The sequence below is a fragment of the Streptomyces indicus genome (genome assembly GCF_900100315.1).
GTDB classification, from domain to species: domain Bacteria; phylum Actinomycetota; class Actinomycetes; order Streptomycetales; family Streptomycetaceae; genus Streptomyces; species Streptomyces indicus.
Genome location: NZ_FNFF01000006.1, coordinates 105,936 through 118,323 on the forward strand (window position 1 = coordinate 105,936; position 12,388 = coordinate 118,323).

Annotated in this window: 4 protein-coding genes; 1 reads left to right on the top strand and 3 read right to left on the bottom strand. The window is 66.6% G+C overall.

All coding sequences use genetic code 11. The features are described from left to right. Positions 1 to 755: 755 nt before the first annotated feature. Positions 756 to 4,622 (top strand): GH92 family glycosyl hydrolase, encoded by a 3,867-nt coding sequence (locus tag BLT97_RS17280; RefSeq protein WP_093611504.1) that lies wholly within the window; start codon positions 756 to 758, stop codon positions 4,620 to 4,622. A 64-nt stretch (positions 4,623 to 4,686) separates the two neighbouring features. On the opposite strand, the gene BLT97_RS17285 is transcribed toward BLT97_RS17280, so the two are convergent. The 3 genes from BLT97_RS17285 to BLT97_RS17295 form a co-directional block, all read right to left on the bottom strand. Beyond that, positions 4,687 to 5,181: a hypothetical protein gene (locus tag BLT97_RS17285; protein ID WP_342742746.1), complete on the bottom strand. Its 495-nt coding sequence runs from the start codon at positions 5,179 to 5,181 to the stop codon at positions 4,687 to 4,689. Between the two features lie 251 nt (positions 5,182 to 5,432). Next, positions 5,433 to 5,951: a hypothetical protein gene (locus tag BLT97_RS17290; protein ID WP_093611105.1), complete on the bottom strand. Its 519-nt coding sequence runs from the start codon at positions 5,949 to 5,951 to the stop codon at positions 5,433 to 5,435. After that, positions 5,951 to 12,307, bottom strand: a complete 6,357-nt coding sequence (locus tag BLT97_RS17295) for an RHS repeat-associated core domain-containing protein (RefSeq protein ID WP_245769384.1) — start codon at positions 12,305 to 12,307, stop codon at positions 5,951 to 5,953. The genes BLT97_RS17290 and BLT97_RS17295 overlap by 1 nt, the downstream gene beginning before the upstream one ends. Positions 12,308 to 12,388: the final 81 nt, after the last annotated feature.

Sequence of the window (12,388 nt, forward strand, 5' to 3'; positions counted from 1 at the left end):
TGCCGGCGGAGAGGCACACCCGGGGCGTTTCACCGTTGTTCCGGCGCCGCTCAGCGGCGCCGGGGATGATCAGCTGCGAGATGCACGGCGCCGTGATCGACGCTCCTGATCAGATCGCGATGGAATACGCCGAGGGTGGATCCCATGCTCAAGTCCTCGCCCCCTCCTGGACTCAGGCGGTGCAGTGGAATCCACTGGCGCCCGCGAACAGATGAAGCTCTAAGTGCTGCTGAATTTACTGAGGCGGGTGAACTGTTGACGCCTGAACGTTCTAGGCCCCCCTGTTCCCCCCTCCTCGCACCCGCTTCCGCAGGATGCTCGGACGCCGACAGGTATAGTCCACTTCCCGTCAAGTGGGCAAGATCGAATGCAAGTTTGGATGTCAGTCTTTCCTGAGTTGAGACCTCACGGACATACGGCACCCTGAGCGACCGGCACCGGAGGGAAGCATTCCGGTGCCGGTCGGAACGTTTCACCCGCAAACCCGGGACCCTCGAAACCGCCGCACACATGGCCTCTTGGCGTATCTCCGCGATCACGCCGGCAACATCACCGGCTCCGGCCCGCGCGGGCGCGCAGACCGCTCGCGCCCCGCGCCCGAACGCCGGCCACGAGCCCCGACGCCGCTCCGTCGGATTCCCGCCACCACCCCTCATGTGGCACTGCAACACCCTTGACATCACTGGGCACTTGGCCACCTACTGGACGATGCGCCGATCGTGACAACGTTGTCTCAACCCAAGGGAGTGATGCTGATGCCCGGGTCCTCGCACAGATCCCCGCACAGCCGCCACCGCAGCAGACCCTCGAAACACACCACCCTGCTCGGCCTGACGTGCGCCTTCGCCCTCCTCGCCACGGGGCAGGGCGCCGCCGTCGCCGCACCGCCCCAAGCACCTTCCGCGGACCGGGAGTTCAGCTCCTCCTTCGAGGACGACCAGCCGGCGGTCGACTGGCGCAACACCCCCGAGACGGGACCCGACGGCAAGAAGAAGGCGTCCGGCGTGGACGGCACCTTCAGCAGCGGCATCCCCGGCAATGTCACCGACCGCGTCACCACGGTGCGCGCCAGCGCCGAGAACGCGGCCGGCGGCGAGGTCAAGGAGAACCTGGTCGATCTCGAGCCCTCCTCGAAATGGCTGGCTTTCGCGTCCACCGGCTGGGTCGAGTTCGACCTGGACGCTCCGGTCAAAGTCATGACGTATGCGCTGACTTCGGCCAATGACCATGCGGAGCGCGACCCCAAGGACTGGAAACTCCAGGGGTCCGCGGACGGCAAGGAGTGGACGACGCTCGACACGCGCACGGGCGAGACCTTCTCCGAGCGTTTCCAGACCAAGAAGTACGACTTCGAGAACTCCACCGCATACGCGCACTACCGCATCGAATTCACCGCAAACGGCTCGGGCGACATTCTGCAGCTCGCCGACGTGCAGTTCTCCGACGGCAATACGACGCAGCCCGCCCCCGAGGAGATGCAGAGCGCGGTCGACCGCGGTCCGAGCGGCTCGCCGACCGCGAAGTCCGGCGTCGGATACACCGGAAAGCGGGCGCTGCGTTACGCGGGTACGCACAAGGCGGACGGCCGGGCGTATTCGTACAACAAGGTCTTCGATGTCGATGTGGCGATAGAGCGCAATACCGAGCTTTCGTACCGCGTATTTCCGCAGATGTCGGAGAACGAGCCGGATCTGAAGTATCCGGCGACGTTCGTGAGCGTGGACCTGGCCTTCACGGACGGCACGTATCTGAGCGATCTCGGTGCGGTGGACAGCCACGGCGGGAAGCTGACGCCGCAGGGGCAGGCCGAGGCCAAGCGGCTGTATGTGAACCAGTGGAACCACGTGGCCTCGAACATAGGCCGGGTGGCGCGCGGCAAGACCGTGGACCGGATCCTGGTCGCGTACGACGCCCCGAAGGGGCCGGCGAAGTTCCGCGGCTGGCTGGACGACGTCGTGATCAAGGAGAAGGCGCCCGAGGCTCCGCGCGCCCACCTCTCGGACTACGCCTCGACCACCCGCGGCACCCACTCAAGCGGCGGCTTCTCGCGCGGCAACAACTTCCCCGCGACGGCCGTGCCGCACGGGTTCAACTTCTGGACGCCGGTGACCAACGCCGGTTCCCTGAGCTGGCTGTACGAGTACCACCGCGGCAACAACGCGGACAATCTGCCGGCCGTGCAGGCGTTCAGCGCGAGCCACGAGCCGAGCCCGTGGATGGGCGAACGCCAGACCTTCCAGGTGCTGCCCTCGAAGGACGCGGGAACCCCGGAACTCGACCGTGTGAAGCGGGCGTTGCCCTTCCGGCACGAGGACGAGACCGCGCGTCCGCACTACTACGCGATGACATCGACGAACGGCATCAAGTCGGAGATCACGCCGACGGACCACGCGGCGCTGATGCGCTTCACGTATCCGGACGACAATGCCTCGGTCCTCTTCGACAACGTCTCGGACAAGGCGGGCCTGACGCTCGACACCGACAAGGGTGTCGTCACCGGCTACTCGGACGTGAAGAGCGGCCTGTCGACCGGTGCGACCCGGCTCTTCGTGTACGCGACCTTCGACAAGCCTGTGACGGGCGGCGCCGCGTCCGGAGTGAAGGGCCATCTGCGCTTCGACGCGGGCAAGGACCGCACGGTCACGATGCGGATCGCGACCTCCCTGATCTCGGTGGCCCAGGCGAAGGCGAACCTGGACGCGGAGATACCCGCCGGCACGGCGTTCTCCGAGGTGAAGTCGAAGGCCCAGAAGCAGTGGGACGACATCCTCGGCCGCGTGAACGTGGAGGGCGCGACCCACGACCAGCTGGTCACGCTCTACTCCTCGCTCTACCGCCTGTACCTCTACCCCAACTCCGGCTTCGAGAAGGTCGGTTCGACATACCAGTACGCGAGCCCCTTCTCCCCCGCCGAGAAGCCCGACACCCCGACGGAGACCGGCGCCAAGATCGTCAAGGGCAAGGTCTACGTCAACAACGGCTTCTGGGACACATATCGCACGACCTGGCCGGCATACTCCTTCCTCACCCCCGGCAAGGCGGGTGAGCTGGTGGACGGCTTCGTGCAGCAGTACAAGGACGGCGGCTGGATCTCGCGCTGGTCCTCGCCGGGCTACGCGGACCTGATGACGGGCACGTCCTCGGACGTGGCCTTCGCGGACGCGTACGTGAAGGGCGTGGACTTCGACGCCTCCGCCGCGTACGAGGCGGCCCTGAAGAACGCCACCGTCGTCCCGCCGTCTTCGGGCGTCGGCCGCAAGGGCATGGAGACCTCGCCCTTCCTCGGCTACGCCTCGACGGAGACCCACGAGGGCCTCTCCTGGTCGCTTGAGGGCTACCTCAACGACTACGGCATCGCGCAGATGGGCCGGAAGCTCTACCGCGAGACCGGTAAGAAGCGCTACAAGGAGGAGTCCGACTACTTCCTCAACAGGGCGCAGAACTATGTGAAGTTGTTCGATGCCGCCGCGGGCGGCGGGGACACGGACTCGAAGGGCTTCTTCCAGGGCCGCGACCTCAAGGGCGACTGGCGCGTGCCGTCGGGCCAGTACGACCCGAGAGTCTGGGGCTACGACTACACCGAGACCAACGGCTGGGGTTACGCCTTCACCGCTCCCCAGGACTCGCGCGGCTTGGCGAACCTCTACGGCGGCCGGTCCGGCCTCGGCGACAAGCTGGACACGTACTTCTCCACCCCCGAGACCGCCTCCCCCGAGTTCAAGGGCTCGTACGGCGGTGTCATCCACGAGATGACGGAAGCCCGTGATGTCCGGATGGGCATGTACGGCCACTCGAACCAGGTCGCGCACCACGCCACGTACATGTACAACGCGGCCTCTCAGCCGTGGAAGACGCAGGAGAAGGTCCGCGAGGTCCTCTCCCGGCTGTACGTGGGCAGCGAGATCGGCCAGGGCTACCACGGCGACGAGGACAACGGCGAGCAGTCGGCCTGGTACCTCTTCTCGGCGCTCGGCTTCTACCCGCTCGTCATGGGCAGCGGCGAATACGCCATCGGCTCCCCGCTGTTCGAGAAGGCCACGGTCCGCATGGACAACGGCCGGACGCTGGTGGTGAAGGCACCGCAGAACAGCGCGCGCAACATCTACGTGCAGGGTCTGAAGGTGAACGGGAAGGCGTGGAACTCGACCGCCCTTCCGCACTCCGTGGTCGCGAAGGGCGGCGTCCTGGAGTTCGCCATGGGGCCGAAGCCGTCGAAGTGGGGCACGGGGCGTTCGGCGGCCCCGGTCTCCATCACAGACGACGACAAGGTCCCGACGCCGCGGGACGACGTCCTGAAGGGCACGGGCGAACTCTTCGACAACTCCTCGGCGACGGCGGCGACTTCGGCGTCGGTGGACCTGCCGGTCCCCGGCAAGGTGAAGGCCGTCCAGTACACCCTGACCTCCTCCTCCGACAAGGCGAAGGCCCCGTCGGGGTGGGTGCTTCAGGGCTCCTCGGACGGCTCGCGCTGGAAGGACCTGGACCAGCGCTCGGCCGAATCGTTCGCGTGGGACCGGCAGACGCGGGTCTTCACGGTGGACGAGCCGGGGGCGTACGCGAAGTACCGGCTGGTGTTCACCGGGGGCGAGGGGACGTTGGCGGAGGTGGAGCTGATCTCCTGACACCGCTTACGTGACCGTGCCGGGTGAGCGGGCCTCGGGCCGGCTCACCCGGCACGGCGCTGTCTCAGCTCATGGTGTCTTCGTACACCGGAACTTGGACCATCCCGGACCGGAAGACGGGCTCACGGCCTGCGGACGCCCGACCGGGCAACGTCAGATAGAACTGCTGCAAGGACTCTTCCTTGCCGATCTCGAACCGGTTCACCACACGGCTCAGCGGGCTCCACACCCGCCCGTCGGGCATCAGCACACCCACGGGCTGCCCGAACAACGCCCGCTGCTCCTCGTCGAAGTCGACCCACACGGCACCGGCCTTGCGCACGAGCACCTCGCCGACGTACGCGCCGAAACCGGCCAGCAGCGCGTCGACTTCGGGCCGCCGACGGCCCCCCTTACGCATTCCCTCGATCAGAAAATCCATCACCCGCAGGCTCGCCGGGGAGTAATCGAGCGGAAGCCGTCTGTGCCGTTTGACCCGACTCACGAATTCCGCCGCGTACTCCCGCATTCCTTCGGCCTGCGGGATCTGTTTATGGCCTCGGTTGTCCGACTTGGTCATGAATCCCCACCCCTTATTCAGATCCGTGGAGGCGACCGTTCGCCTCCGTCCTCATGTGACTGCGCCACCGCCCACGGAGACGTCACACATATGGGAGGTGCGGGTTCTCACAGCCTCATTTCCGCACTCCCTACAACCTTTGAGGCGGCTCGGCCGTCGGTCCACAGCCGGCACACGGCTGATCCCATAAAGGACCGGCCACCGGCAGACGCCGGTGGCCGGTCGAATGACCCACGCGCATAAGCGACGGGTCAGTGGCGCAGGTCCCAGCTCAGCCGTTCCCCGAGCGCTTCGCGCACCCGCTCCACCCTGTCCTCGTCCTCATCAAGGTCGAGGAGCAGTTCGAATGCCGTGGACACAGTGCCTGGGTCGTGACTCGCGAACACATCGGCGTACAACAGCCAGATGGCTCCTCGTGCGAGTTCGAGACACTCGGCGCTCAAATCCCGGCCTTTGTCGACCTCGGAGGCCTGGTCCTCCCCCGCCGTCAGCATCGAGAGCAACTCCACACAGGCCCGTCGGGCCGGCACGGAGAGCTCCCCCGCCAGGGCCGCCAAGGTGACCGCAGTCGCTGGGAAGGCGGGCTCGTACAAGACTTCGTTGACGCTTACGTGGCCGACGATGCCCTCGTACGTGGCCTGCTCATCCGTGGCCGCCGCGGCGAGCCGCCGCAGCTCATGCGGCAGGTGTGCGGCCGATCGGCCGCATCCGCACGCCATGGCGTCCCAGTCGTGTCGAGCCAGCTCGATTTCGAGCAGTTCCAGCTTCATCAATCCTCCCTCACCCCCCACAGGCCCCCGGGGTCGCCCTGCACGCCGGGCAAGAAGTTCAGCGACGGAACCGGGTAGTCCGCCTGACACTGTACGCACACGGGTCTGGGAACGACGGACTGGATTCCGTCCACTCTCCGGACCCAAACCGCATTGGTGAAGAGGACCTCACTGCGGTAGCCGCCCAGAGCAATAAGTGCATTGCCCTCGGCACAGAAGGACCGATTGCAGGACGCGTTCCATCCGGATGACGCCAGGACCGACTCACCGGTTCTGGTGTTGACCGCCCCCACGTACGATCTGTTCTCCGTCTTTCTCGTCCTGCTGAACCCGGCAAACGAGGGAAGCCGGCTCTCCAGGACGTGAATGGTCTCCGCTGTGGTGCGGCCGGGCACGGCAGCCTGCTTTTCTATGATGGCCGGCCCTGCCTTCGGCGGGCCGGCGTCCTGGTCACGTGCCGCGCCTCGCGGACTGGGAGCAGGCCCGTAGGGCGACGGCCTGCTCGTGAGCGGAGTGCTGCTCTGCGGCAGTGTCGCGCTGCTCTCTCCGGCGGCTGCACCTCTGCCCTTCGACGACGTCTTGCCGCCCTTGGCATTGGCCCAGCCGGAGGTGGCACTCTTCGCCCCGATGATGGGACCGAAGACCGCCATGGTCTTGTAGTGAGAATTCCGGATCTTGCAGACCCACTCCGGATCACTCTCGGGGCAAGGCAGGTCAGGTATGTTCGCCGCGTTCGGCTCGACCTTTCTCGGCTGTCCGTCCCACCCGCAATTCGGGTTCGTGCCCATGGCGACGGGGCAGCTCTCATGCCCGTCGAGCTCCATGAACGAAACAGGGTTACCGCCGGCGAACGCATACCGGTTGCCGGTCATCGGGTCGGAACCGAGCCGCATATCGGCCAGGGCACCGTTGTACGTGTCCCGAGTCGTGAACCGGTTCAGGGCGGGGCTGTAGTCCCGGAAGCCCATGTCGTACGTACCCGAAGCACCATCCCACCGCTTGGAGTTGAAGCGGTACGGGTTGTACACCTCCGGGGCCGATCCGTCGGCTGCCGGCTTGTCGGCCCCGGTGAAGTCGGCGCTGTTGTCCGAGCCGTACGCGGTATACCCGTAGGTCGCCGTCACTTCGCCGTCGGCGCCTGTCAGGGTCTCGACATCGGCGTGCTGGTTGTAGCCGTAGTACGCCGTCGCATTGGGCGTGCCGTCCGCCGCGTACTTGACCTGGGAGAGCCGCTCACCCCCGGCGCCGTACTGGTAGGAGGCGGTCCGCTTTCCGGCGACCTCCTCACCCAGCAGTTCGTCGGACAGGCCCAGGTAGGTGTACTCGGTCTTCTTGCCGTTCGCCGTCCTCGAAGACGTCCGGTCCAGTGGGTCGAAGCTGTACTGCGTCGTCTGCATCGAGCCGGACGCGGCATCGAGCCTGCCGTGCTCCACGACCCGGTCGAATCCGTCGAAGGTATTGCGCTCGATCACCTTCCCGTCGGCGGTGACCGACTCCTGCCGCCCGAACGGGTCATAGTTGTACGTCGCCGTGGCTCCGTCCGCCGTCGCCTTCAGGAGGCGGTTGCGGTCGTAGCCGAACGTCGTCGTCCTGCCCTTGACCGTCTGCGAGACGACGTTGGCGTTGTCGTCGTGGACGTAGGTCTCCGTGCCCGCGCCGTCGCCCGTGCGGACCGACTTGGCCAGGCGGTCGGCCGGGTCGTAGGTGTAGGACGTCGTCGACGACAGGTATTTCGTGTGGTCGTCGGCGTTCATCTTCTTCGCCACGTCCTGCGCCTTGTTGCCATTGGCGTCATAGGCGTAGGTGTGCGAGGCGACCAGGGTGGTGCCGTCGGCCTTCTTCTCCGTCGTCGACTTCAGCGCACCGTCGAGGTAGTAGCCGTACTCGACGGTGTTCTTGTTGGCCTTGGTCTCCTTCTGCTTCTGACCGCGCCAGGTGTAGTCGTACGAGGTCACCTTCGGCGAGGCGTCGGTGGCCGACTTGCCGACCGAGACCGTTTTGACCAACTCGCGCAGGTCGTACGTGTACTTGGCGAACTGGTCCGGATGCGTGAGCGTCTCCGGCTGCCCGTTCGCGTCGTACGTGTACGAGGTCGACTTCTTCTCCTCGCCGGCCAGCGCCTCGACGACCTTCGACACCTGGTTCAGGCCGGTGTACGAGATCGTGTACGCGTCGATCTTCCTCCCGGTCGAGGTGTCGTCGATCGACGTGAGATTGCCGTTGACGTCGTAGGCGTACGCGAAGCGCTTGCGCTCGGTGTCCACTGCCTTCGAGTTGTCGCGGACCAGCTTCACCTGTTCCGCGTCGGCCTGGAGGGTGGTGATCTCGCCCTTCTTGTAGTCCTCCTTGCCGACCTTGGTCCATTTCCCGTCGGGCGTGGACTGCTTGTACGCCGTGTACGAGCCGGACTTGGGGATCGTCAGCTTCCAGGTCCGCACGTCGGCCGCGCTGGCAACGGTCGGGACCGCCTGCGAATCGGCACCGAGCACCTCGGCCGAACCGACCGGAATGCCGTCGTCGTCCAGCGACTTGAGCTTGCCGTCCGGGTAGAAGCTCCAGCGCATCGTGCGCGAGGATGACCCCGCGGCGGAGGTCAGCTGGCGGGCGGTCTGCTGACCGAGTTCGTTGTAGTCGTAGGTCGTGGTGATGTTCCACGGGTCCGTGGATTTCCTGACCTGGCCGTTGTCGTAGTAGTCGTACGTGGTGTCGTTGCGGACGGATTCGCCTTCGGAAGGCGGCAGCGAGACCTTCGAGACCCGGCCCACCGCGTCGTACGAGGTCTCCGTCCAGACCTTGCGGTTGTAGCGGGCGTCCTTCGGGTCGTACGGCTGGATCTGGCGCGAGGGCCGGTTCAGCGCGTCGTACGTGGTCTGCGCGACGAAGTCGTCGGCCTCCGCCTCGGTGTTCACACCGCGCGGCGTGAACACCTTGATGCGGTTGCCGACCTCGTCGTAGCCGAACTTCGTCTCGCGGACGGTGTCCGCGTCGTGCGGGACCTGGACGACCGCGAGCTTGCCGCGCTCGTCGTAGTGCTGCCTGGTGGTGTTGTTCTCCGCGTCCGTCGTGGAGACGACCAGGGAGTCCTTGTCGTAGGACTGCTTGGTCGTGCGGCCTGCGGCGTCCGTGACCGCGACGACACGGTGGTTCATGTCGTAGTCGGTCTTGGTGGTGTAGTCGTCCGGGTCGGCCGAGGCGTTCTTCTTCGGGTCGATGACGCGGACCGTGTTGCCGACGTCGTCGTAGAGGTAACGGACCTTGTCGTTCTTGGCGTTGACGACCTCGACGAGCTGGTAGATCTCGTCGTACACGTTGGTCGTGACGTAGTCGTCCGGCACGGACGGGGTCGCCACGCCCTTCGGTTCGGTGGTCGTGAGCAGATTCCCGACCTTGTCGTACGTGTACTTCGAGACGCGGTCCGCCGCGGTGGCCGTGTCCTTCGGGGCCGAGGCCTCGGTGACCTGGTCCGCCTTGTCGTACGTCGCCGTCGAGACCGCGCCGTTCGGAGCGGTCGACTTGGTGACGTTGTCGTTCGGGTCGTACTCGGGAGCGGGCGTCGTGATGAACACGCCGGCCGCCTGGTCCTTCGGAACCTTGGAGACCAGCGGGCGCCCGAAGGCGTCGTACGTCTGCGTGGTCTTCTTGCCCAGCGCGTCGGTGACGGAAAGGACCTGCCCACGCTCGTCGTACTCGGTCCTGGTGACCTTGCTCAACGCATCGGTCGCGGTCGCCGGGTAGCCCGACGGGGCGAAGTCCTGATACGTCGAGACGTTCCCGTTGGCATCGGTGACCTTGGTCAACTGCCCGTACGCGTCGTAGTCGTACGAGGTCGTGTAGTCGTCGGCCGCCTCGGAGGCGACGCCCTTGGGGTCGGTGACCGTCTTCAGATTGCCCTTGGCGTCATAGCCGAAGTGCCAGCTGCGGTCCTCGGCCGAGGTCTTCTTGACCAGGTCCGCCGCGTAGCCGTCGGCACGCATCTTGTACTCGTAGCGCACGGAGTGGGCCGGCGACTTGCCCGGCGCGCAGTCCGCGGCCGCCGGCAGACCCGCCTTGTTCTCCTCCGCGGAGCGCATCCACAGCGGGAATCCGGTCTTCGGGTCGTAGCAGTACGCCGTCTTCGCCCCGTTGGCCTCTTCGAGGACCGTGACGTTGTGGTCCGAGTCCCAGGTCATTCTGGTGGCCTGCGACTTGGCGTCGGTCACCTTGACCGGGCGGTCCGCCGAGTCGGTCTCGTACGTGGAGGTGTGCTGCTCGGCATCCGTGACCTTGGTCTCGTCGCCGCCCGCCAGCTTCTTGTACGCGAAGTCGGTGCGGTGGCCGAGCCGGTCGGTGATGTCCTTCATGGACCAGCGGTAGTCCGTCTCCGCGGTGACCGAGTAGCCGAGCGAGGTCGCGTTGCCCCGCGCATCGGTGACCTTGGTGAGCTTCGCGTTCTTGGCGCCCTGTTCCGCGTCGTATGTGAAGGCGAAGACCTTCGGCTGGGAGGAGCCCTCACCGTCGGTGATGCGGCCCAGGTGCCCCTTCTCCGTGTAGAGGAAGGAGACCTTGCGGCCGGAGATGTCGGTGACCGACTTCAGGTGGCCGTAAATGGACGGGTTCCACAGGTCGGTCCCGGAGACCTTCTCGCCCTGGGCGTTCAGGTACTCGTACGCGGCGTCGCCCGAACGGTAGTAGTCGAGCTTCAGCGAGATGCGGCCCGACGGGTCCTTGATCTGCGTGAGGAACTTGACCCGGCGGTTCCCGGTGTCGCGCAGCTCGTACTCGTACGTCTGCGTATTGCCGTTCTTGTCGACGACCGACGTGAGATGCCCGTCGCAGCCGATCACGAAGCGCGTGCCGTCGGGGCGTGTCATCGTCCACGCGTCCGGAACCTCGGCGGCGGACCCGACCTCGCAGCTCGCGGGTGCGCCCTCCTTCTGCGTCAGGCGGTAGTGATAGCCGGGGGCGGGCTTCCAGCTGCCGTCGTCCTGCTTGCGGAAGGACTGCTGGGTGCCGTCACCGTCCGTCACATACACCTCGGACGGGTTGGAGTCCGGGTGCACGTCGAGCATGCCTCCGAGGCGGAAGGGCCCCGACATCTGCGCGGACCAGCCGTGGCCGAGATGGCTGTCGGAGGTGTCCTGCGCGTTGTACGTGAAGCGCGCGAAGGTGTTGATGCCGCGGCCGGGGTTGCTGATCGCGTTGTACGACCAGACGGCGTTGCCCGAACCGAGGTTGGCCATCAGGGTCGAGCCGGCGCCGGTGTTCTTGCCGGTGTACGCGTGGTACTTCTCCAGACCGAGCCGGTCGGCGGTCGGGTCCTCGACGGCGGTCTTCTGCGTCAGTCCGCCGATTCCGGGCTTCTGGGAGAGCCAGGAGTCGTCGGCCTTGTTGTGGATGTCCCAGGTGAGGGTGAATCCCGCGCGGCGGTTGCCGTCGACTTTCGGCGACTTGACCGTGGCCTTGACCGTCGCGGAGGCCCCGGGGGCCAGAGCCGGAATGGCGGCCTTCAGCTGGTTGTCGGCCGTGGTGGCGTCCGAGCCGTCCGGGTACGACCACCGGTGGCTCAACTCACGCTCGCCGGCAGGCCATTCGGCCGTGGTCGTGTTGGTGACCGTGACATCGACCGGGTAGGTGTTGCCCGCGGTCATACGCGTCGGCGTGCCCGGCGCGTGGTACGTGTCCCAGGGCGTCGGTTCGGCGGCGACGACGCGCAGCTCGGCGTCGGCGACCTCCTGCTCTGTGCGCTTCTGCTCGGCCGGTGCGACCAGCACGCCCTTGTTGGACCTCGGGTCCTTCACCCACTGGCCCGCGAGCGCCGAGGCATCCAGTGTGAGTGTCTCGCCGTCGGGCTTGCCGCCCGCGGTGGGCTCGGCGAGTCCGCCGGAGTTCTTGGCTGTGAACTTCCGCTTCAGCGAGTGGAGTTCGTAGCGCGACTTCTCCGCTCCCGGAAGTGTGACGCTCAGCTGCGCCTCGATGACCAGCGACTTCCGCGGCAGGCCGGCGGTCGGGAACTCCAGGACGGCGCCGGACTTTCCGTCGATGCGCGCGGCGTCCGCACGCTTCGCGTCGATCACCCGCAGCGTATGGCCGGGCTTGGGGACACCGACGCGCAGTACGTCGGAGCCGATCAGCCGCCCGCCCTTGGTACGGGCGAGGACCCGGTACGTGTAGTGGCGGCCTGTCTCCTCGGCACTCGAGGCCGCAGTGGGCTCCGCAGTGGTGTCGGTGTACCGGGTCGCCCCCTTGCCCAACGTGGCGAGGTGCGTCGAAGTCGTCGGCTTGAAGTCCGGTCGCGTCGACCGGTGCACTTCGTACCCGACGACGCCGCCCTTGGGCTTCGCCCTGGACCACGAGAGTTCGGGCCCGTTCGCGTGCACGACCTTCGGCTCTGCGAGCCGTGCACCGCCCGCGCCGTAGGCGACCTTCAGGGCCGGTGAGTTCTTGGGGTAGCGCTTCTC

Bases quoted from the DNA above. Each gene is read 5' to 3' on its own strand.
- BLT97_RS17285 (WP_342742746.1), bottom strand. From the start codon at position 5,181: ATGACCAAGTCGGACAACCGAGGCCATAAACAGATCCCGCAGGCCGAA.
- BLT97_RS17290 (WP_093611105.1), bottom strand. From the start codon at position 5,951: ATGAAGCTGGAACTGCTCGAAATCGAGCTGGCTCGACACGACTGGGAC.
- BLT97_RS17280 (WP_093611504.1), top strand. From the start codon at position 756: ATGCCCGGGTCCTCGCACAGATCCCCGCACAGCCGCCACCGCAGCAGA.